Below are 20392 nucleotides of genomic sequence, written 5' to 3'. Positions count from 1 at the left end.
TCCCATGGATATACGTCCGGCGAGATGTATATCCGCAGGAGGCTAGGACCGAAAGACCCAGTCTAATCCCGGAGCAGATCGAACATCAATTTGAAGAAGCGGTTTGCATCGACTTCGTGCGCGATCCGGGCGTTGTCCTGTTCGCCACGCTCGCCCCAGAAATCGGCAACGGTCGCGCCGAATGCGTAAGTGCCCGACAGATTGACGCCGATATGGGCGGGACGCGTGCGCACCAGCGTCGGGTCGATGGCCAGCGCCAGCACCAGAGGATCGTGCATCGCCCCACCGACGCCCATCGAGTTGCGATGCAGCTTCTCGTAGAACAGCAGCCAGTCGTTGACGAGCCGGCCGAGCGGCGTGTCGATGGTTGCGAGCTCGGCATATTGTGGCGCCTCGATCAGCACCTGCATGGTGACATCGAGGCCGACCATCAGGATCGGCACACTACTGTCCAGGACGATCTTCAGCGCTTCCGGGTCGCAGAAGGCATTGAACTCGGTCGGCGTGATGATCTCGCTCCTGCGAAAGAACACGCCGCCCATCCAGATCAGTTCCTTGATCTTGGGCAGCACGTCGCGATGTTTCAGGATCAGCAGGCCGATATTGGTCAGCGGCCCGGTGGCGACAACCAGGATCGGCTCGGGCGAGGCGCGCAACGTGTCGGCGAGGAAATCGACCGCATGCTGCTTGACCGGCTTGATCGTTGCCTGCGGCAGGTAGGGGGAGCCTTCCAGGCCGCTTGGCCCGTCGGCGGTGCCGAGCACCAGAGGCCGTGCCAGCGGGCGATGGCAGCCCTGCGCCACCGGAACGTCGCCGGCGCCGATGAATTCGAGGATGCGCAGCGTATTGGCCGTCGTCTTCTCGACCTCTGCGTTGCCGCAGGTCGTGGTGACGCCGAGCAGTTTGATGGCCGGCGAGCGATGCGCCATGACCAGCGCAATGGCGTCGTCGTGACCAGGATCGCAATCGAACAATATGGGAGTTGCAGTGGTCATCGTATCGTTCCTCACGCCGCCCGCTCGTACTGCGCGACGGTCTGTTTGAACATGTTGAGGAAGCGCCGGCCGTCGAGGTCGGTGCAGATGCGCGTGGTCTTCGGTCCGCCGCCGGGCAGCAATTGCCGGCCGCGATAGGCGACGATCTGTCCGCGCGCTATACGCCCGTCCAGCACGACGTCGACGAACAGCGGCTCGGTCATCGTGGCAAGGCCCGGATCGAAAGCTAGCGCTACAGTGATCACGTCGTCCATCGGGAAGCCGACCAGATCGAAGAATTCGCGCCAGATGTCGATATAGATCGGAAAGCTGTCGGCGATCATCTCGAGAACGGGATTGTCCTTGGCGCCGGCCTGCATGTCCGCGAGGTCGTCGCGCGTCAGCATCGAGGCGGCGACACGGTTGTCCTCGCAGATGTCGAGCGGCACGAGGATCTTGTCGACATCGGCGTTCAGCACGATGCGCGAGGCCTCCGGGTCGGCCCAGATGTTGTATTCCGACAGCGGCGTGATGTTGCCGGGCGTCTGAAAGTTGCCGCCGAGCACCAGCAGGCGCTTGAGCGCCTCCGTCAGCCGGGGTTCCTGCAGCAGCGCCATCGCCGCGTTGGTCAGCGGGCCGGTCGTCACCAGCGTGATCTCGCCGGGATTGGCCATCACCGTCTCGATAATGAAGTCGACCGCGTGCCCCGGCGTTGCCTGGCGCGCCGGCGTCGGCGCCGGTGGATTGAATTTCTTCAGGCGGTCGCCGAAGCGCGCCACGAGCCGCTTTTCGAAATGAACCGGCGCTTCCATGTCGGCCTTGGCGTTGCCGACGATCGGCCGCCACGCACCGGCGTGAACCGGGATGTCGTCGCGCCCGGCAAGCGCCAGCGTGTTGAGGACGACATTGGTGACCTGCTCGATCGGGCCGGCCGCGCCGGTCACCGTGGTCACGCCTTCGAGCCGAAGATTTGGATTCGCCGCGGCAAACAGCACGGCGAGAATATCGTCGCCGGCAGAATCCACGTCGAGGATTATGCGTTCCATGGAGGTTTCCTTCATGAGGGATGTTTACTGCCCGGCTCGGTGTTTTTGTCTGCCGACAGCAGTTTCTGCATCGACGCCAGCGTCTCCGTGATGATCTTTGGCCGCGCGCGATAGGAGAGCGCGAACAGCGCCGTGAGCGCGACGACATAAGGAACCGTGAGAACCAGGTAGGACGGATAGCCGAACGTCTGCAGGCGCAGCGAGAAGGCATCGGCGAAGCCGAACAGCAGGCAGCCGGCCAGCACCTTGAGCGGATCACCATTGGAGAAGATCAGGATCGCCACGGCCATGAACCCACGGCCCGACGACATGTTTTCGGTGAACATGGTTATGTAGCCGAGCGACAGATGCGCGCCGGCCAGCCCCGCCAGAAATCCGCACAGCAGCGACGCGATGTAACGGACACGCGTGATCGAGATGCCGAGCGCCTCGGCAGCCTCGGGTTTCTCGCCGACGACGCGGATGTAAAGCCCGAGGCGGGTGCGGTTGTAGAACAGGACCAGCAGCGGCACCGCGATGAAGGCGACATAGACGATCGGCGTGAAGCCGGAGATCAGCGATGCCCATGAGCCGAGAAGGTCGCGGGCGCCGGGCAGCTGGACTTTCGGCAGGCCGACGATGCCTTGACCGACAATGGAGCCTCGCGTGCCGAAGATCGCCTTCATCAGCGAGATCGTCATGCCGCCGGCCAGGATGTTGAGCGCCAGCCCGACAACCACTTCATTGGCGCGGAAACTCACCACCAGAACCGCAAAAACCAAGGCGAAGGCGAGCGCTGCCGCGACGCCGCAGGCGACCCCCAGCAGCGCGGAACCTGTCCAGATCGAGCCGAGGACGGCGAAGAAGGCGCCTGCCAGCATCTGCCCTTCGAGGCCGATGTTGAAGATGCCGGCCTTGGTGGTGAACGAGCCGCCGAGCGCGACCAGAAGAATGGGCGCGGTGGTGCGAAGCGTCGCGGCGATCAGCGCGACGTTGACGAGCTTGTCTAGAATTTCCATCGCCGCTCCCCTGCCTGGCTGTCGCCGCGGCGCCTGACCAGAACCTGCGCCGACACGCTGAGGATGATGAGCGCCTGTATCACGGTGATGATCTCGCGCGACGCGCCGGTATCGACCTCGAGCAGCAGCGACCCGTTGCGCAGGGCGCCGAAGAACAGCGCGGTGAAGATGGTGGCGACCGGCGAGCCATTGGCGAGCAGGGCGGCGATAAGCCCATCGAAGCCGAAACCGGGAGCAAACCCTTCCATGAACCGGTGATGGACGCCGAGCGTCTCGACGCCACCGGCCAGTCCGCCAACGGCGCCTGAAAGGAGCAGGACCAAAAAGCCCTGCCGTTTGACGTTGACGCCACCATATTCGGCGAATTTCGGCGCCGAGCCGACCATCGTCACGCCATAGCCCCAACTGGTGTAGCGAAAGACAAGTGCCGCGCCGATCGCCAGCACCAGACCGATGACCAGGCCCCAGTTCAACCGCGAGAAGTCGAAGATCCCGGGCAGATAGGACGTCGGCAGGATCGGCGGAGTCTCCGACCAGCCGCCCGGCCGCTTGAATAGAAAGATCGTGAAATAGGAGGTCAGCAGCACCGCGACGTAGTTCGACAGGATCGTCGAGACGACTTCGTTGGTGTTGTAGCGGGCGCGGAAATAGGCAGGGATCGCAACCCAGGCGGCACCCGCGACGACCGCGAGCGCCAGTGCCGCCAGCATGTGAATGCCCGCGGGGAGCGGAAAGGCGAAGCCGACCCAGGCGGCAGCGAAGCCGCCGAGGAAAAGCTGACCCTCGATGCCGACGTTGAACATGCCGCCGCGCAGGCCGACGCAGGCCGCGACGCCGCAGATCAGGATCGGCGTCGTCTGCAGCAAAGTACCGGCAATCTTTGCCTGGTCGCCGAAGGCGCCGCGCAACAGCGTCATGAAGACACGTACCGGGCTCTCACCGACCATGAGGATGATGATCGCGCCCATGAGCAGCGCCACGGCGACGGCAATGATCTGGCCGGAAACGGCACGCAAGCGGTCGTTCATCATGGAGACTCCGGCATTATGCAGTCTCCACGGCGAATTCCGGCGCGGCCACGCCTGCCATCATCATGCCGATGCGGTCCTCGTCGGCATCATCGCCGGCGACCTCGCCCATGATCCGTCCGTTGAACATCACCAGGATGCGATCGGCAAGGGCGGCAAGTTCGTCGAGCTGCACGGAAATCAGCAGGATTGCGCGGCCGGCAGCGCGCTGGCGCATGATCTCGTCATGAATGGCTTCCTGCGCGCCGATGTCGACGCCGCGAGTCGGCTGATCGATCAGCAGGAAGTCGGCGCCGTTGGTGAACTCGCGCGCCAGCACGACCTTCTGGATATTGCCGCCCGAAAGCCGTTTGACAGCATCGCCCGCTCCTTGCGCGCGAATATCGAAATCCTTGATCAGCTTGGAAGCGTTTTGGCCGATGGCGTTCCAGTTGAGCAGGCCGCTGCGGCTCCATGGCGCACGGCGCTGGCGACCCATCAGCATGTTTGCCGCAATCGATGCATTGCGGTCGACCCCGCGGACCATCCGATCGCCTGGAACATGCGCAAGGCCAGCCTCGCGGATTTCGGCGGGGGAGAGGGTGGCAAGGTTGCGGCCCTTCAGCCGGGCTACGCCATGGCTTGCCGGACGCAGGCCCGAAAGCACCTCCGCCAGTTCCGTCTGGCCATTGCCGGCCACGCCGGCAATTCCCACCACCTCGCCGGAGCGGACGGTGAAGTTAACGTCGCGTAGCGCCGGCAATCGGCGGTCGTCGCGCGCCCACAGTTGCTCGACTTCGAGGATCACCTCGCCATGCTGCGGTTCGCGCGGACGGCGATCGAAGCTGACCTCGCGCCCGACCATCATGCGCACCAATTCGTCCTTGCTGAGCTCGGCCGTCGGGCGCGTCGCCACCCTCCTGCCGTTGCGCAGCACCGTCACGGTGTCCGAGACCTCCATCACCTCTTCCAGGTGATGCGAAATGAAGATCACCGTCATGCCCTCCGCCACGAAGCTGCGCAGCGTCTGGAACAGCTCACGGCTCTCCTGTGGCGTCAGGACCGCCGTCGGCTCGTCGAGGATGATGGTGCGCGCGCCACGCACCAGCACCTTCAGGATCTCGATGCGTTGCTCTATGCCGACCGAGAGCAGTCCGACGCGCTCGGTCGGATCGACCCGCAGCCCGAAACGCTCCGACAGTTCGCGCGTGCGCGCGATCTGCGCGGCGTGGTCGATCAGCCCATGGCGGCGGATTTCCATGCCGAGAAAAACATTGTCGGCGACCGAGAGCGACGGAACCAGCTTGAAATGCTGATGCACCATGCCGAGACCGGCCTTGATGGCGACGGCGGGATCGGCGACCACCGTCTCCTCGTCGTTAAGCCGGATTGAGCCTTCGTCGGGCTGCAGGAGGCCGAACAGGATGTTCATCAACGTCGTCTTGCCGGCGCCGTTCTCGCCGATGATGGCGTGAATTTCGCCCCGGCGCACGGCAAGGTCGATGCCATCATTGGCAACGAAGGCGCCAAAACGCTTGGTGATGCCCGTCAACGCGACGGCCATCCCAGCAAGATTGGGGCTGGCAACATTGGCGCCGGCAGCATTGTTGCTGGCATTGTGAAGGGTCGGAAACCCCGGCACGTTCGACACCTTGCTTCTCGCAAATTGGACGCTGATCCGTCGCGGCAAGCCGCAGCGGATCAGCGTAGCGCTTTCCTGGGAGGATGCGCGGTTGTTGTCTTACTTCGCCTTTGCGATCTCGATCTTGCCATCGAGAATGGCCTTCTTGATCTCGTCCAGCTTGGCCGTCACATCGGCCGGGATCGTCGGGGCGATATCATCGCAGACCTTGACCTCGACGCCGCCCGAAGCGAGGTCGAAGGTGCGGGTGCCGGCGGTCACCTTGCGGCCCTCGACTTCGTCCTTGATCAGCGTGTAGACGGCGATGTCGCCGCGCTTCAGCATGCTTGCGAGCACATTTCCGGGGGCCGTGCCGCACATGTCGATGTCGACGCCGATCGAGTATTTGTCGACCGCAGCACTTGCCTGCATCACGCCTTCGCCCGTCGGGCCGGCGACGTTGTAGACGATGTCGGCGCCCTGGCCGTAAAGCGCCTGGGCAAGCTCGCTGCCCTTGGCCGGATCGTCGAAGGTTCCGGCGAAGACGGAGTTCACCTTCACGTCGGGCGCGGCATATTTCGCGCCTTGCTCGTAGCCGCCGAGGAAGTTGCGGATCACGGGGATATCACGGCCGCCGACGAAGCCGATCGCCATGCCGTCGCCGATCTTGGGGAATTCGCTGCCCTTGGCCTCGATCATGCCGGCGAGCGCGCCGGCGACGAAGGATCCCTGCTCCTCCGCGAAATTGGCGTAGATCATGTTGGGATTGTCGAGCACGCCGTCGATGAACACGAAGCGCTGGTCGGGATAGGCTTTGCTGACCTTCTGCAGCGAGTCCACCAGTTCCCAGCCCATCACGAAGATCAGGTCGTACTGCTTGGCCTTTGCAAGGTTCTCGAACTGCTCCTCGTAGTCGAGTGCGCGATTGCCGGTGTCGACCAGCTTCAGGTCGATCCCGAATTCGTCCTTGGCCTTGTTGAGGCCGTTGACGATGGAAACACCGAAGCCCTGTGCAAAGTATCCCGAGATGGCGGCCACGGACACCTTGTCCTGTGCCGCGGCAGATCCGAACGACACGGCAAGCATCGTGCCGGCCAGACATAGATTTTTGAGCGCCCTTTTCATGTCATTCCCCTTCAGCTTTTTTCAGCTTTTGAAGCCACGCCTTGACCATCCGCGCTATCGCCGAGACGGCGGCTATTTTCGTTGATGGTCATATGAGTTTATGAGCGGCCCCGCAGGCTGTCAATCGTCCTGCGAGGCAGTTTTGTTGTGCCATTTCTCGCTTCTTGCGTGTCGAAGCTTGACAAATATCGGCTGGGGATAATTGTTGATACTCTAACGAGTTTGTGTGAACGACGGGAAGAAAGAGAGCGGATAATGCCGGCTGTGGTGGTCAGGAAATTTCTGGTTCAGGTCGAGGAGATATTCCACGAGGGCGGCCCACTTGCGGCACGTCCGCCCAAACGCGGCGCGATCGTCGCCGTCATCGCCAACCCCTTTGCCGGGCGCTATGTCCAGGAAATCACCGGCTTCATGGACGATCTGAAGCCGCTCGGTCTCGATATGGCGCGACGCCTGATCGATGCCATCGGCGACGGCGCCTCGGCAATTGAAGGCTATGGCAAGGGCGCCATCGTCGGCGCCGCCGGTGAGCTTGAACACGGCGCGCTCTGGCATAATCCCGGGGGCTACGCGATGCGTGAGCTGCTCGGAAACGCTAGGGCAATCGTGCCTTCGACCAAGAAGGTCGGCGGCCTTGGAACACGGATCGACATTCCGATCACGCACATAAACGCTTCTTACGTGCGCAGCCATTTCGACGCGATCGAGGTCGGCGTCACCGACGCGCCGCGCGCAGACGAGATGGCGGTCATCCTGGCGATGACGACAGGCGCGCGCGTTCACGCGCGGGTGGGCGGCCTTGCCGCCGCTGACATCAAGGGCGAGGACGGATTGAGATGAGCGTAGAAATCCGCCGGATCATCACCATCGTCGAGGAAACCCTGATCGAGGGCGGCCGTCCCGTCGATCCCCCGACCCGCCGCGCGGCGGCCATTGCCGTGATCCGCAACCCGTACGCCGGCACTTACGTCGAAGACCTGTCAGCGTTGAGCGACATTGGTGAGGAATTGGGCGACATTTTGCCGAAGCGCGCGGTCGCAGCACTTGGCATTCCCGGCAACAAAGTCGAAAGCTTCGGCAAGGCAGCCGCCGTCGGTGCCGACGGCGAACTCGAACATGCCGCCGCCATCCTTCACCCCAAGCTCGGCGCCCCGTTCCGCGATGTGCTTGGCAAGGGTGCGGCGCTCATTCCCTCATCGAAGAAGCGTGTCGGCCTCGGCGTGCCGCTCGACATCCCGCTCGGCCACAAGGACGCGGCGCGGGTGCGTAGCCATTTCGACGGCATGGAGGTTCGCGTTCCCGACGCGCCGCGTGCCGACGAGATCGTCGTCGCCATCGCGGTGACCGATTCCGGCAGGCCGCACCCGCGCGTCGGCGGGCTGACCAAGGACAAGATCGTCGGCAAGGACGGTGTCAGCTAAACGTCGCTATCCCAGAATAACTTCAGGCACCCGCATTGCCGGCGGGGTGTTGCGGCTTCGACGGGTCTGTACCACGCCGTCGATGACGACCATTCCGATTCCCGGAAGGTTGCCCTGCGCCACGCTGTCGAGCAGCCCGTCTCCGGCGCCGCCGATCGCCTGGTCCATGAAGATCAGGTCGGCGGCGCGGCCGACTTCGATCATGCCGCGATCATGCAGCTTGCGTACGCGCGCCGTGTTGCCGCTGGCAAAGCAGAATGCCACTTCCGGCGCGATGCCGCCCAGCGAGGCCAGCATGGTCAGCGTCCGCAGTATGCCGAGCGGCTGCACGCCGGACCCGGCCGGGCTGTCGGTGCCGACGATGATGCGGGAAAGTTCGCCGCGCTGCCTGGCGAGGTCGAGCACGAACAGTCCGGTGCGCAGATTGCCGTTGTGGACGATTTCGAGCGCCCGCGAGCCCTTCTCGCAGATCTGCCGGATTTCCGCTTCGGGCAGTGCCGTCGGGCCGCCATTGACATGGGCGACAATGTCGGCGTCGACCTCCAGCACGACATCCGCGCCGATGCGGCCGGAGCCGGGCAGCGACGGCCCGCCTGTATGGGTCATTGAGGTCATGCCGTATTCGCGCGCCCAGGCGATCATCTGCCGTCCGGTCGGCCCGTCCTTGACGCCGCCTAGGCCAACTTCTCCGACAAGCGTGACGCCGGCTTCGGCAAGATAGCGGAAATCCTCTTCGGTCAGGCCGGGTTCCAGGATCGGCGCGCCGGCCAGTATCTTCATGCCGCTCGGGCGGAAGTTGGAGAAGGTCCGTTGCGCCGCGATTGCCAGCGCCTTCAATCCGACCAGATCGCGCGGACGACCCGGCGTGTGGACCTCTCCCGCCGAGACGATGGTGGTGACCCCGCCATGCACGGTCGAATCCATCCAGCCGATCTGGTTCTGCCGCGGCGTCCAGTCGCCGGCTACCGGATGGACGTGATTGTCGATCAGCCCCGGCGCGACCGCACAGCCCATTGCATCGATCACGGTGCCGGCGGCACTGGTATCAAGCGCGCCGGCTTTGCCGATGGCGGTGATCTTGCCGTCGACCGCGACGATCGTGTCGGCGTCGAGGATCGGTTGGGCGAGATCGCCGGAAAGCATCAGGCCGATGTTGCGCACGACAAGCGTGTTGGGTTTCGGGTCGGGCGACATCGGCACCTCGTCTGTTATTTCCATGAATTTTGGGACGCGAGTTATTTCCCGCTATCGCCATTCGATGGATCGTCGTCATTGATGCGGTTGAGCAGGCGAAGCAGCGTCGCCTGTTCCGCGGGCGAAAGCGGCGACAGAAATCGCCGCCCGACTTCGACGCTGCGTTCGAGCCGGTCGAGCGTGTATTTGGTTCCCTTGTCGGTCAGCGCGATCATCGACAGGCGCTGGTCGGTATCGGAAGCGCTGCGGGTGATCAGCCCGTTCTTGAGAAGTTTGCGAACGACGATGCTGATGGTCGACGGATCCATCGCGGTCAGCCGTCCCAGATGGTTCTGCGAGACCTCGCCTTGCTTGAGAATGGTGGCGAGGGCGGCGAATTGCGTTGGCGAAAGATCTTCGCCGGCCATGACCTGTTGGAAGCGCAGCGTCGCGCGCTGATGTGCCCGGCGGATCACGTGCGCCGGATGGCGGTCCAGTTCGTAGCCGGTCTTGGCGTATCGCTGCAGCACCTGTTCGCGGCTCAGCGGCTTGGCACTGTCGCCCGGCCCTTTGGGTGCCGCACTTTCGGGTTGCGATTCGATATCAGTCGTCACGCCGGGCTCCTCTTGCCGCTGTCTCGGATGCCGCAGGCTCGAAAAAGCTCAAGCCGCGACTTCAGCCGGTTGAAGCGACGTTCCGTCGCGAAGGGCCGCGACGACGCTTGCCGAATCGCTGACCACGCCGAAATGCGTCGCTATGTCGTAGAGCGAGCTTTCCTGCTCGCGTGGTCCCGTCGCCGCGCAGCAATCGCTTGGCACTACCACTTCATAACCCTGAAAAAAGGCGTCATGGACGGTCGAGCGCACGCAGATATTTGTGACCACGCCGAAGATGACCAGTTGATCGACCTGCATGTCTTTGAGCGTCAGGTCGAGGTCGGTTTGAAAAAACGCCGAGTAGCGCCGCTTTATCAGATGGATTTCATCGTCGCGGGCGCCAAGGTCCTCGATGATCTCCGGTCCCCAGCTACCCTCGAGACAATGCGGCGTGCGCTTCACCCATTCGCGCTCGCGGCGCATGCCGGCCCTATGGGTGTCGTGCACCCAGATAACCGGCACACCGTCGGCGCGCGCCGCTTCGATGATGGCCAATTGCGGCGCAACCAGCGTCTCATATCCCGGCAGCACCATCGCCCCGCCGGGCTTGCAAAATTCATTGACCATGTCGATGACGATAACCGCCGCGCGTTGCGGATCGAGGCGCATCGCGTCATCGTGCCGATGTGAGGAAAAACTGTCCACGGGCATGGCGAGCTCCTTTGGTCGATCGTTGATGCTCATACAAAAAACCGTCGCGGATGCCAAGTCAATCCCGTTCGGAGCAAAGCCTTGTCGCCTGGTGTGCGCGGGACGCGCCGGCAAAGGTCCGCGCCGTTCTCCGATGCGGAATGGCATTGACAAGGTTCGGCAATCGGGTGTTCGATTTGTATGACCATCAATGATATTCAATTGGCTGAATTCGCGGCGTCGAGGGCTGAGACATGAAGACGATCGTCACCGGATCCAGCGGTCTGCTTGGCCGCCATGTCGCCGCGGCGCTGGTCGCGGCCGGTCATGATGTGATGGGCATTGATGCCGCCGCCCCGGGTGACGTGGCATGGCGGCATGCAACCGCGGATCTGACGGATCTTGGCTCGACGCTGCAGCTGGTGCGCGATTGCGACGCTGTGGTTCATGTCGCGGCCATTCCGCGCCCGACCGGGCGGGCCGGCGGCGAAGTGTTCAAGACCAATGTAGCGACCGCCTACAATGTCGTCGAGGCGGCGGCCATGGCTGGCGCCGCGCGCTTCGTCTATGCCTCGTCCTTCAGCGTTTTCGGCTATCCGTTTTTCGAGAAGACGGTGCGCCCGCCCTATCTGCCGGTCGATATGAACCACCCAGTCGGCGCGCAGGATCCGTACGGCCTGTCGAAATGGCTCGGTGAGGAAATCGTCGCCGCGGCGGTGCGCCGCGGCGCGTTCTCTGCTGTCAGCATTCGTATGCCATGGATCCAGACCCCGGCCAGCTTTTTCGCGGGCGTCGGCCCGCGCCGCGCCACTGCCGACAGCGCCCGTGACCTGTGGGCCTATCTCGATGCGCGCGACGCGGGGCAGGGCTTCCTGCAGGCGTTGGAATGGAAAGGCGACGGCCATCTCCGCGTCCTGCTCAGCGCCGCCGACACGTTCATGGAAGAGGAAACCGAGCCGCTCGTGCGCCGTGTCTACCCGGATGTCCCGCTGTCGCGGCCGATCGCCGGCCATGGTGCCGTGCTCGACACAGTCCATGCGCGCGAAACCATCAGCTTTGAGCCGAGCCATTCGTGGCGCTCTTACCCGAAGCCGGAGCTTAGAAAATGAAGCGATTCGACGAAAGATGCGTCCTTGTCACCGGTGGCGCCGGCGCGATCGGCAGTGCGGCAGTCCGGCGCTTCCTCGAAGAAGGCGCACGCGTCGCCATTGTCGACCGCAACGGCGCGGCGGCGCAGACACTGGCCCAATCCCTTGGTGAGCACGCAATCGCCATCGAAACCGACGTCACCGATCAGGCAGACGTGCAGCGCGCCGTTGCAACGACCGTCGAGACCTTCGGCGGGCTCGATGCCGTGTTCAACAATGCCGGCATTTCCGGCGTCGTCGCTCCGGTTCACGAACTGCCTGTCGAGGACTGGGACACCATCATCCGCATCAATCTGCGTGGCATGTTCCTCGTCTTGCAGGCCTCGCTTCGGGCGATGATCGCGGCCGGCAATGGCGGCTCGATCGTCAATATGGGCTCGTCCATGGCCGGCTGGGATGTGCTCGCCGGCGGCGCCGGCTATGTCGCCTCCAAGCATGGTGTGGTCGGGTTGACGCGGGTCGCAGCACTCGATGCCGCGCCCTACGGCATACGCGTCAACGCCATCTGCCCCGGCGTGATCGAGACGACGCTCGGCGTGCCTGCGAGCGGCGACGGCGATTTCAAGAGCAGCGTGCAGCATTTCGCCGACCGCATCCCGCTGCGCCGCATCGGCCAGCCGGACGATGTCGCGGCCGCCGTGGCGTTCCTCGCCTCCGACGAGGCCAGGCACGTCACCGGCGCGGATTGGCTGATCGACGGCGGCCAGACCTTGCAGAGCTGGGCCAACGCGCCGGCCGGCGGCGTGTTTCCGAAATTCAGATAAGGGGCCTCGTCTCAAGCCGCTTTGGCGGCATTGCCTGGATGATCTGGACGGCGAGATCAAGGTCGGCGAGACCGCCCGAAAGCGGCGTGCGCGGTTTTGCGCCGGCCAGGATGCAATCGGCGAAATGCAGCCATTCGCGACGGAATGCGGTGTCGGGGATGCCCGGCAGCACGCGTTCGGATGCCGTCTCGCCGGCCGCTTCGCGCACCCGCACGATGGCCGAGGCATTGCGGAAATAGGGGTTCTGGAAATCGATCCGCACTTCCGCGTGCTCGCCATGCACGTGGATCCATTCGTCCCACCATTCATATTGGGCGAGCGCCATGTCGAAGAGACAGGGAACGCCGTCATAGTCGAGCACGGCCAGAAGCTGGTTCGCGCCGGTCTGCTGCGCGTGCACGACACGGCTCGGCGTGCCGAAGGCGCCGCGCATGACGGCGAGATCGTGGCTGCTCAGGCCAAGCAGCAGGAGATAGAGATCGCGATAGCCGGCATGGTCCAGCCCCAGCGCCGCCTCGACGCGTCGTGCGACGGCGTCTCGCCCGGCCGCGAGCAGATCGGCCGGCACATCGGCGATATGGATTTGCGTATAGAGTTTGCCGTAGAGGTCGAAGCGGCCGGCGAAATCATGGACATGGATCGACTTCGGCCGGCCGATGGCGGCGATGCGCTCGAGGCCGATCTCGTAGCCGGGGTCATAGAACTTCATATAGCCGACAAGCGCAACGAGGCCGCTGCGTTCAGCCTGCTCGATCAGCGGGTGCGCCTCCTCAAGCGTGAAGGCAAGCGGCTTCTCGACGATCAGATGCTTGCCGGCGCGGATGGCGTCAGCAACCATCTCGCCATGGTCGTAGGTGCAGATCACCACGGCATCGACACCAGGATCGGCAAGCAGGGCGCGATGGTCGGTATAGCGGGCCGCGACACCGTAGTGCTCCCCGACCTTGTCGACCGTTCCGGGTGAGATATCGCACAGCGCGGCGATGCGAAACGCCGGCAATTCCTGGAGATAGGGCAAGTGCATCAACTGGGCGATTTCGCCGCAACCGACAACGCCAACGCCGATAACGCGATCCTGCATGTCAACCCTTAACGGCGCCGGCCGTCAGGCCGGCGATGAACTGCCGCTGCATGGCGATGAAGACGACGATCACCGGCAGTGTCGTGATCGTCAACGCGGCGAAGTAGAGCGCCCAGAGCGAGTCATATTGCTGGAAGAAGCTGACAAGTCCGAGCGGGATGGTCTGCACGGACGGGTCGCGCAGGAGCAGGAAGGCGAGGAAGAAATCGTTCCAGATCTCGATGAAGCCGAAGATCAGGATCAGCGCGACGCCCGGCCGGATCAGCGGCAGCATGATGTGGATCAGGATCGCCAGCCGGCTGGCGCCATCGATACGCGCGGCGTCTTCGAGGTCGGCGGGCAACGTGACGAAGAAGCTGCGCAGGATGAAGACCGAAAGCGGCAATGACGTCGCGGCATAAACGAAGGCGATGCCGAGCCGATTGTTGATCAGGCCGAGATCGCGCGCCACCATGAACAGCGGAATGGCCATGACTTGCGGCGGCACCAGCATGGCTGCCACGGCCACCGCCAGCACAAGGCCGCGTCCGGGAAAACGAAGGCGCGCCAGCGCATAGGCGCAGGGCGTCGCCACGGCCACCAGGATGATCAATGCCGAACCGGTGACGAAGACGCTGCTGACGATGCGCGATCCCATGCCGGCGATGCGCCAGGCATCGGCATAGTTCTGGAACACAAGGCTCGACGGCGGGCCCCAGATGTTGCTGAGCATTTCCTGCTTGGTCTTGAGTGAGCCGAAGAGCACCCAAAGCAGCGGATAAAGCGTCTCCAGCAGCACCAGGACGAGCGCAGCATAGATGCCTGCAAGTTCGAGAATACCTCGCGCGCCGAGGCGCCGCGCGTTGCGGCGATGGCCGACCGTGCCGTTGTCCCGGGAAAGCGGAGGGTTGGCCGCGGCGCTCATCAGACCTCAAGCCTTTGCCGCCGCATCAGGGCGAGCAGCCCGACGCTGGCCAGCCCGACGATCAGGAAGAGCACATAGCCGATGGCCGCGGCATAGCTCATGGCACCGTCCTGGAAGGCCTTGCTCATCATGTAGGTGAGCACGACTTCGGTGGCGTGGTTCGGCCCGCCCTTGGTCAAGACATAGACGATGTCGAAGTTGCGCACGAAGGCGCCGGACAGGCCAAGAATGGTGTTGATGAAGACGATCGGCATCATCATCGGCAAGGTGACATGCCAGAAGCGCTGGACCGGTCCCGCGCCGTCCATCTTCGCCGATTCGTAGAGTTCCGCCGGGATCGTCTGCAGCCCAGCGAGATAGATCACGGCGTGGAAGCCGAGCCATTTCCAGACGTCGACGACGATGATCGAATAGAGCGCGATATCGGCGTCACCAAGCCATGATTGTTTCAGCCCACCGAGGCCGAACAGATCGAGGCCGCCATTGAGCAGCCCGAAGACCGGATTGTAGATCCAGGACCAGAGCAGCCCGACGGCGACGAAGGACATCGTCACCGGGACGAAGGCGGCGGCGCGAAAGAAGGTGCGGCCGAGGACCACCCGATTCAGAAGCAGCGCCAGCCCAAGGCCGAGCACGTTTTTCAAGACGACAACGGCAAGGACGAAGATCAAATTGTTGCGCAGCGCGGCGAGGAAGATGCGATCATGTGCGAGGCGCTGATAATTGGAGAAGCCCGCCCAGCTTGGGTCGGAAAACCCATCCCAATTGTGCAGGCTGAGCCAGAAACCGTTGCCGAACGGCCAGAGGTAGAACAGACCGAAGAGGATCGCGGCCGGCAGGATCATGACGAAGGCGGTCGCGCCGTCGCCTGAAACGAAGCGCCCGAAACGGCTCGCGGAAGGAGCCGCCTCTTGCGGTCGCGTGCTCATGCGGCCTTCGCGGTTTTCGGTGTCAGCGCCAGCCCGAGCGTATTGCGGATATAGGCGATGCTCTCCAGCGTGCTCTGCTCGGCCGTCTTCTTCGATGCGTCGAGTTCGATGATGGCGAGGCCGTCATAGTTTGCGTCGAGCAGCACGTCGACGATGCCGGCAAGATCGACGACGCCGGCGCCAAGCTCGCAAAAGGCGCCGTAGCGGTCATAGCCCTTCAGCGCAGGGTCGACCCTGGTATCCTTGAAATGCATGTAGCGCACGGCCGAGATGTAGGTTTTGACCGCATCGACGGGATCGGAATTGGTATGGGCGAGGTGCGCCGGATCGATGCACAGGCCGGCCAGACCGGTGTCCAACTCATCCATCATCCGGTCGAGCTGGTCGCGGCGCTCGATGAAAGTGTCGAGATGCGGGTGATAGACCGTCTCGATGCCAAGGTCTTTGGTCCGCTTGCCGATATCTTCGAGCGCCCGGCAAAAGGCGCGGTAGTCGTCGGCCGTATGCGGGCCGGCAATGGCTTCAGAGGGACCGCCTCCAAGAACCAGGACCGGGGAGCCGAAGCCCTTCAACATCCTGGTCAGCGCGACAAGCACATCGCGCTCATAAGGCCAGGCGACAGGGTTGGTGAAGATCGCATTCACGTAGAAAGAGGAGAGCTTGATGCCATACTCGCTCTGGCCTTCCGACAGCAGCGCGTAGCGCCGCAAAATGTCGGTATCGGTCGTCACGCCCATCGGCGCCTGGTTGCCGAGCTGCATATATTTGCGGGCGTACTGGTCCGAGAGGCTGGTGAAGGCGAGGATCTCGAACCAGCCGAAACCCTGATCGGCCAGGAATTTGATGGCCGGCCTGAGCGGTAGTCCGGTGAGGTCCCAGCTGTTCAGATGATAGCCGATCGAGAAGCGCTGCCGCTCGGCGCGATTTGTCGTCATGTCTCTGTCTCCGGTAAGAGAGGCAGCCCGAGACGGGCGGCCCCGTTTTCTTGCCCTGGCGCATCAGCTCGGCTGGATGCGCTCGCCTGCATGCGAGCTCACTTGGGCGGCCAGTTGCCCTGCGCCTTGAGGTCGTCGAAGGTGGTCTGGATCGAGGCCGCCGCCTCCTCGGGCGTCGTCGTGCCGCCAACGATGCCGGCGATCGCCGAAGCGGTGGCTGTCGCGACTTCCGACGGCCAGATCCAGTCGAGGAACTTGATGGTGCTCGGGAAGGCTTCCTTGCGCAGCTCGACCGCATAGGCGTCGTCGACCTGCGGCACGCCCTTGATCGAGGCTGCGATCGGCTGCTCCGGCGCAAGGTAGAGCGTCGCAACCTCAGGCTGGGTCAGATATTCGATGAACTTGATCGCCGCATCGAGCTTCTCGGGCGGGATCGACGAGGCGACGCAGATCCCGTTGTCGGCGCCGCCGCCATGGCCTGGCGCGCCCGGCGTTCCATCCATTTTCGGAAAGGCAAAGACGCCCCATTTGAAGTCCTTGACGCTCGACTGGAGCGACGGGATTTCCCAGGTGCCGCCATAATACATGGCGCTCTTGCCGGCGGCGAAAGCTGCGCGCATTCCGTCCTGGTCGACGGAAAGCGAGTCTTTGGAAAGGATGCCGTCGTCGACCCACTGCTTGATCAGCTTGAAGCCTTCGACGTCAGGCGCATCGGTGAACTTTGCCGTGCCCTCCAGATTCTTCTGCGTCTTGCCGACCGGGTCGCCCGAGGCCTGCGAAAAAGTTTCGAAGAACCACATTGGCCACATCACGGTGTTCGAGCCCTGATGCAGGAGAGGGATGACGTCCGCGTCCTTGAACTTCGGCACGGCCGCCTTCAGGTCGCCATAGGTCGGCGGGACCGGGATAGCGAGCTTCTGAAAGAGGTCGACATTGTAGAAGATCGTCGATGTCGACAGCGTCGAGATCGGGACACCATAGACCTGGCCGCTGACCGTGAAGGCGCCAAGCGCGGCGGCGTCGATCCTGTCTTGGAACGGCTTGATCTTGTCGGTGATCGGCATGACCAGCTTGCGCCTGACGTAGGCGCCATTGGTGTAAAAGGCCGGGCAGGCGATCAGGTCCATTTCCTGGCTCGCCAGCTTGGCGGTCATCAGGCGCTGGATGGAATCGGTCTGCGGTCCTTGGGCATCCCACTCGACCTTCGAGACGTCGGGGTTGGCCTTGAGGAAGCCGTCAATGACCTGCTGCTGGATCTTCTTCTGCTCGTCCGGCGCCTGACGCGGAGCGAGCTGGTCGAGGGCCGAACCGCCGAAGACCTTGAGCGTGATCCCCTCGGCATGGCCGATGCCGGGCGTCGTGATCAGGCTCAGGCTGAGCAGTGCGGTAGCAAGGATGGCGGGATGTTGTTTCGAACGATGGGTCACTCTCTGCTGAATGGGCATCTGGCTCTCCTTTACGCCAATGCCGAGGGGCAACCTCGGGACCAAAGATCGTTGATGGTCATATGATCTTGGTCGCCTGTTGCAAATTTTGTCAATCGGTAGGCATGCCTATTATTTCACCAATTTCATGGGCCCAGAGAGTTGGCGGGCGAGCGCGGCGTCGTCTGATGCGCCGCGCTTCCCCCGTTCCCGCACCTCCGCCCGGCGCCAACAAGACGATCACGGCGCCGGTCAGGTTCGGCGCACGGTGAACGTGCTCTCGCAGGAGGCGAATACGGGAAGCGTGTTTGAGCGTTTGGCGGCATCGGCCGGAAGCGCCGCGGCTCCAGGGTTCCGTCGCGCCCTGGAGCATCCTTTCGGACATTATTTGCCTGCCGGCCGCCAAACGCAGCGCTGACTTTCTTCCATTGGCGTCGAGATTGGATCGAGCATTGCTTTGATCGCAACGACCTGCGTGTCACCGTAGAGGCCTGATCCAAGCCTGAGGCAGAAGGAGGTTGACCATGGCCAGGATTGTACCCGTGCTCGATCTCAGCCGTCTCGGACAGGGCGCGTCGGAGCGTCGGACCTTTCTGTTCGACCTGCGCACGGCGGCCCGTGACGTCGGCTTCTTCTATCTCAGCGGCCACGGGATTTCGGCTGCGGAGATTGACGAGGTGCTCGACGCCTCGCGTCGGTTCTTTGCCTTGCCCGAAGCCGACAAGCTGGCCATCGAAATGGTCAAGTCACCGCAATTCCGCGGCTATACGCGCACCGGTGGCGAACTGACCAAGGGCAAGGCCGATTGGCGCGAACAGCTCGACATCGGCGTCGAGCGCCGACCCGTGCCACAGGAGCCGGGCATTCCTGCCTGGACGCGGCTGCAAGGGCCGAACCAATGGCCTTCGGCCCTGCCGGAACTCGAGCCGGCGCTGCTGGCATGGCAGACCAGGGCAACGGCGGTGGCGATCCGCCTGCTCAAGGCCTTCGCGCTGTCGCTCGACCAGGCCGAGGACGCTTTCGATCCGATCTATAGCGGTGAGCCCAACCATCGAATGAAGATCGTGCGCTATCCCGGACGCGACGCAACCGGTGGCGACCAGGGCGTCGGCGCGCACAAGGACGGCGGCTTCCTGACGCTCCTGCTTCACGACGAGAATAAGGGGCTGCAGGTCGAATATGACGAAAGCTGGGTGAATGTGGATCCGATCCCCGGAACGCTGGTGGTCAACATCGGCGAGCTCCTCGAATTGGCGTCGAACGGTTACCTCAAGGCGACGGTGCACCGTGTCGTCACGCCACTGGCCGGTGTCGAGCGGATTTCCATTCCTTTCTTCTTCAGCGCCCGGCTCGATGCGACGATCCCGTTGCTCACCCTGCCTGAAGAACTGGCTGCCGAAGCGCGCGGACCCGCGAGCGATCCGGAAAATCCGCTGTTTCGCGACGTTGGAACCAACGTGCTGAAAAGTCGCCTGCGCTCGCATCCTGACGTGGCGCGCCGGCACTATGCCGATCTTCTCGAAACGAGGGCGTCACCTGTCTGAAGGCGTCGGAGCAAATAGAACAGAAATTTTCGTCATCCCCGGCGGCTTTGGAATTTTATTCGTCGCCAACGCGCCCAAACAAGCTCAAACAGGTAAGACCGTTCGACGGTTTCCTCCCATTCCGCTGAACGGTGTTCCCCTCTGAAGGTTGTAACCTTCTTTTGGCCGGGCCGCATTCGAGCCCGGCCATTTTTTCGTGCGATTTCGGCAAGTCAGCTGTGATCCCCGAACCGTGAATCTGGGAACGGGACTGCCGGCTTTGCCGTAAGCGATCCATATGCGCCTGCCTTCCACACTGCGTCGCGTAGGAGGCCGCAGATGCACAAAAGCGCGCGATCGAAAAAACCGGGTGACGTCGCATGACGCCCTGTTGTCGCCGGCAACGCTATCCGGCTTCGTGTTCGGCCTCGGGCTGATCTTTTCCCTCGGGCCCCAGAACCTAATGCTTATCCAGGCAGGATTGACGCGCAGCCATCCTTTCGCGGTCGCTTCCATAGGCTACGTCTCGGAGATCGCCCTGGTGACCATGGGAATCGGCGGATTTGGAACGCTGCTAACCGACAATCCCGCGATCTCCGGCATGCTGCAGGCCGCATGCGCCGGATTTCTCGCCTGGTTGGGCGCGCGCACCTTGCTCGCGGTCAACGGGACATCCCGCATGGAGACTGTTGCGTCAGGCCGCAAATCCCGATTGCGTGCGATAGGTTCGATGCTTGCCGTCACCTGGCTCAATCCACTGGCCTGGTTCGAGGCGATGTTTCTCGTCGGCGTGCTCTCATTCAGCTATGGCAGCGGGGAACAGGCGGGGTTCGCCGCCGGGTTCCTCGCCGCCTCCGCAATCAAGTTCTATGGCTGGAGCCTGGCCGGGGTGAGCCTGTCCCGCCACTTCGACAGCCCGATCTACCGCAAGCGGATGGACGCGGTCGCAGGTCTCGTTCTGATCCTGGCAGCCCTTCTCCTGGCTGTAAACATCCTGAACGGGGCTTGAGCGGTGACCGCCATACCAACGATG

Annotated in this window: 20 protein-coding genes; 6 read left to right on the top strand and 14 right to left on the bottom strand. The window is 63.3% G+C overall.

The genetic code is table 11. The annotated features are described in order from the left end of the window. Positions 1 to 62: 62 nt before the first annotated feature. From EJ075_RS04145 to EJ075_RS04120, 6 genes are all read right to left on the bottom strand, one after another. Entirely contained in the window at positions 63 to 995 is a 933-nt protein-coding gene (locus tag EJ075_RS04145; protein WP_126103483.1) for a nucleoside hydrolase, read from the bottom strand. An 11-nt stretch (positions 996 to 1006) separates the two neighbouring features. Beyond that, positions 1007 to 2020, bottom strand: a complete 1014-nt coding sequence (locus EJ075_RS04140) for a nucleoside hydrolase (protein WP_126103482.1) — start codon at positions 2018 to 2020, stop codon at positions 1007 to 1009. A gap of 11 nt (positions 2021 to 2031) precedes the next feature. Beyond that, positions 2032 to 3018, bottom strand: coding sequence for an ABC transporter permease (locus EJ075_RS04135; RefSeq protein WP_126103481.1), 987 nt, complete (start codon positions 3016 to 3018; stop codon positions 2032 to 2034). Further along, a complete protein-coding gene (locus EJ075_RS04130) occupies positions 3006 to 4049 on the bottom strand; it encodes an ABC transporter permease (RefSeq protein ID WP_164547032.1) in 1044 nt (347 codons plus the stop codon). The genes EJ075_RS04135 and EJ075_RS04130 overlap by 13 nt, the downstream gene beginning before the upstream one ends. Positions 4050 to 4062: 13 nt before the next feature. Further along, entirely contained in the window at positions 4063 to 5589 is a 1527-nt protein-coding gene (locus tag EJ075_RS04125) for an ABC transporter ATP-binding protein (RefSeq protein ID WP_164547258.1), read from the bottom strand. A gap of 177 nt (positions 5590 to 5766) precedes the next feature. Next, a complete protein-coding gene (locus EJ075_RS04120) occupies positions 5767 to 6771 on the bottom strand; it encodes a BMP family ABC transporter substrate-binding protein (RefSeq protein ID WP_126103479.1) in 1005 nt (334 codons plus the stop codon). Between the two features lie 255 nt (positions 6772 to 7026). Between EJ075_RS04120 and EJ075_RS04115 the strand changes: the two genes are divergently transcribed. Further along, a complete protein-coding gene (locus tag EJ075_RS04115) occupies positions 7027 to 7611 on the top strand; it encodes an amino acid synthesis family protein (protein WP_126103478.1) in 585 nt (194 codons plus the stop codon). After that, the gene (locus EJ075_RS04110) at positions 7608 to 8192 is read left to right on the top strand and encodes an amino acid synthesis family protein (RefSeq protein ID WP_126103477.1); all 585 of its coding nucleotides are present in this window, start codon (positions 7608 to 7610) and stop codon (positions 8190 to 8192) included. The genes EJ075_RS04115 and EJ075_RS04110 overlap by 4 nt, the downstream gene beginning before the upstream one ends. 6 nt (positions 8193 to 8198) lie before the next feature. Here EJ075_RS04110 and EJ075_RS04105 read toward each other — a convergent pair whose 3' ends face one another. Genes EJ075_RS04105 through EJ075_RS04095 form a run of 3 tightly spaced genes read right to left on the bottom strand, consistent with a single transcriptional unit; the run spans position 8199 to position 10672 of the window. Further along, positions 8199 to 9386 carry an amidohydrolase family protein gene (locus EJ075_RS04105; protein ID WP_126107228.1) on the bottom strand — a complete coding sequence of 396 codons (1188 nt, stop codon included), beginning with the start codon at positions 9384 to 9386 and terminating at the stop codon, positions 8199 to 8201. Between the two features lie 41 nt (positions 9387 to 9427). Next, positions 9428 to 9979: a MarR family winged helix-turn-helix transcriptional regulator gene (locus tag EJ075_RS04100; protein ID WP_126103476.1), complete on the bottom strand. Its 552-nt coding sequence runs from the start codon at positions 9977 to 9979 to the stop codon at positions 9428 to 9430. Positions 9980 to 10027: 48 nt separating this feature from the next. Then, positions 10028 to 10672: an isochorismatase family cysteine hydrolase gene (locus tag EJ075_RS04095; RefSeq protein ID WP_095484006.1), complete on the bottom strand. Its 645-nt coding sequence runs from the start codon at positions 10670 to 10672 to the stop codon at positions 10028 to 10030. Between the two features lie 233 nt (positions 10673 to 10905). Between EJ075_RS04095 and EJ075_RS04090 the strand changes: the two genes are divergently transcribed. Together EJ075_RS04090 and EJ075_RS04085 are read left to right on the top strand one after the other, a co-directional pair. Further along, the gene (locus EJ075_RS04090) at positions 10906 to 11760 is read left to right on the top strand and encodes an NAD(P)-dependent oxidoreductase (protein ID WP_126103475.1); all 855 of its coding nucleotides are present in this window, start codon (positions 10906 to 10908) and stop codon (positions 11758 to 11760) included. Then, positions 11757 to 12563 carry an SDR family oxidoreductase gene (locus EJ075_RS04085; protein WP_126103474.1) on the top strand — a complete coding sequence of 269 codons (807 nt, stop codon included), beginning with the start codon at positions 11757 to 11759 and terminating at the stop codon, positions 12561 to 12563. The genes EJ075_RS04090 and EJ075_RS04085 overlap by 4 nt, the downstream gene beginning before the upstream one ends. On the opposite strand, the gene EJ075_RS04080 is transcribed toward EJ075_RS04085, so the two are convergent. From EJ075_RS04080 to EJ075_RS04060, 5 genes are all read right to left on the bottom strand, one after another. After that, on the bottom strand, positions 12556 to 13644 hold the full coding sequence (locus EJ075_RS04080) for a Gfo/Idh/MocA family oxidoreductase (RefSeq protein ID WP_126103473.1): 1089 nt from the start codon (positions 13642 to 13644) through the stop codon (positions 12556 to 12558). The two genes, EJ075_RS04085 and EJ075_RS04080, sit on opposite strands and share 8 nt — an antisense overlap. 1 nt (position 13645) lies before the next feature. Beyond that, positions 13646 to 14548 carry a carbohydrate ABC transporter permease gene (locus EJ075_RS04075; protein WP_126103472.1) on the bottom strand — a complete coding sequence of 301 codons (903 nt, stop codon included), beginning with the start codon at positions 14546 to 14548 and terminating at the stop codon, positions 13646 to 13648. Continuing rightward, on the bottom strand, positions 14548 to 15477 hold the full coding sequence (locus EJ075_RS04070; protein WP_126103471.1) for a sugar ABC transporter permease: 930 nt from the start codon (positions 15475 to 15477) through the stop codon (positions 14548 to 14550). Before EJ075_RS04070 ends, EJ075_RS04075 begins: the two co-directional genes overlap by 1 nt. Then, the gene (locus tag EJ075_RS04065) at positions 15474 to 16412 is read right to left on the bottom strand and encodes a sugar phosphate isomerase/epimerase (RefSeq protein ID WP_126103470.1); all 939 of its coding nucleotides are present in this window, start codon (positions 16410 to 16412) and stop codon (positions 15474 to 15476) included. The genes EJ075_RS04070 and EJ075_RS04065 overlap by 4 nt, the downstream gene beginning before the upstream one ends. A gap of 98 nt (positions 16413 to 16510) precedes the next feature. Next, positions 16511 to 17857 (bottom strand): extracellular solute-binding protein, encoded by a 1347-nt coding sequence (locus tag EJ075_RS04060; RefSeq protein ID WP_126103469.1) that lies wholly within the window; start codon positions 17855 to 17857, stop codon positions 16511 to 16513. Between the two features lie 503 nt (positions 17858 to 18360). Here EJ075_RS04060 and EJ075_RS04050 point away from each other — a divergent pair. Next, positions 18361 to 19380: an isopenicillin N synthase family oxygenase gene (locus EJ075_RS04050; protein WP_126103468.1), complete on the top strand. Its 1020-nt coding sequence runs from the start codon at positions 18361 to 18363 to the stop codon at positions 19378 to 19380. Between the two features lie 349 nt (positions 19381 to 19729). Beyond that, on the top strand, positions 19730 to 20368 hold the full coding sequence (locus EJ075_RS04045) for a LysE family transporter (protein ID WP_126103467.1): 639 nt from the start codon (positions 19730 to 19732) through the stop codon (positions 20366 to 20368). The last annotated feature ends 24 nt before the right edge of the window (positions 20369 to 20392 follow it).

This window comes from Mesorhizobium sp. M6A.T.Cr.TU.016.01.1.1, from assembly GCF_003952585.1.
GTDB lineage: Bacteria > Pseudomonadota > Alphaproteobacteria > Rhizobiales > Rhizobiaceae > Mesorhizobium > Mesorhizobium mediterraneum.
The sequence above is the reverse complement of the archived record's forward strand: the minus strand, read 5'-3'. Positions and strand labels throughout refer to the sequence as shown.

Coding starts and splice junctions, on each gene's coding strand:
- EJ075_RS04130 (WP_164547032.1), bottom strand. CDS start 4,049: ATGATGAACGACCGCTTGCGTGCCGTTTCCGGCCAGATCATTGCCGTC.
- EJ075_RS04140 (WP_126103482.1), bottom strand. CDS start 2,020: ATGGAACGCATAATCCTCGACGTGGATTCTGCCGGCGACGATATTCTC.
- EJ075_RS04085 (WP_126103474.1), top strand. CDS start 11,757: ATGAAGCGATTCGACGAAAGATGCGTCCTTGTCACCGGTGGCGCCGGC.
- EJ075_RS04080 (WP_126103473.1), bottom strand. CDS start 13,644: ATGCAGGATCGCGTTATCGGCGTTGGCGTTGTCGGTTGCGGCGAAATC.
- EJ075_RS04145 (WP_126103483.1), bottom strand. CDS start 995: ATGACCACTGCAACTCCCATATTGTTCGATTGCGATCCTGGTCACGAC.
- EJ075_RS04095 (WP_095484006.1), bottom strand. CDS start 10,672: ATGCCCGTGGACAGTTTTTCCTCACATCGGCACGATGACGCGATGCGC.
- EJ075_RS04070 (WP_126103471.1), bottom strand. CDS start 15,477: ATGAGCACGCGACCGCAAGAGGCGGCTCCTTCCGCGAGCCGTTTCGGG.
- EJ075_RS04075 (WP_126103472.1), bottom strand. CDS start 14,548: ATGAGCGCCGCGGCCAACCCTCCGCTTTCCCGGGACAACGGCACGGTC.
- EJ075_RS04065 (WP_126103470.1), bottom strand. CDS start 16,412: ATGACGACAAATCGCGCCGAGCGGCAGCGCTTCTCGATCGGCTATCAT.
- EJ075_RS04135 (WP_126103481.1), bottom strand. CDS start 3,018: ATGGAAATTCTAGACAAGCTCGTCAACGTCGCGCTGATCGCCGCGACG.
- EJ075_RS04120 (WP_126103479.1), bottom strand. CDS start 6,771: ATGAAAAGGGCGCTCAAAAATCTATGTCTGGCCGGCACGATGCTTGCC.
- EJ075_RS04110 (WP_126103477.1), top strand. CDS start 7,608: ATGAGCGTAGAAATCCGCCGGATCATCACCATCGTCGAGGAAACCCTG.
- EJ075_RS04115 (WP_126103478.1), top strand. CDS start 7,027: ATGCCGGCTGTGGTGGTCAGGAAATTTCTGGTTCAGGTCGAGGAGATA.
- EJ075_RS04050 (WP_126103468.1), top strand. CDS start 18,361: ATGGCCAGGATTGTACCCGTGCTCGATCTCAGCCGTCTCGGACAGGGC.
- EJ075_RS04105 (WP_126107228.1), bottom strand. CDS start 9,386: ATGTCGCCCGACCCGAAACCCAACACGCTTGTCGTGCGCAACATCGGC.
- EJ075_RS04090 (WP_126103475.1), top strand. CDS start 10,906: ATGAAGACGATCGTCACCGGATCCAGCGGTCTGCTTGGCCGCCATGTC.
- EJ075_RS04125 (WP_164547258.1), bottom strand. CDS start 5,589: ATGGCCGTCGCGTTGACGGGCATCACCAAGCGTTTTGGCGCCTTCGTT.
- EJ075_RS04060 (WP_126103469.1), bottom strand. CDS start 17,857: ATGCCCATTCAGCAGAGAGTGACCCATCGTTCGAAACAACATCCCGCC.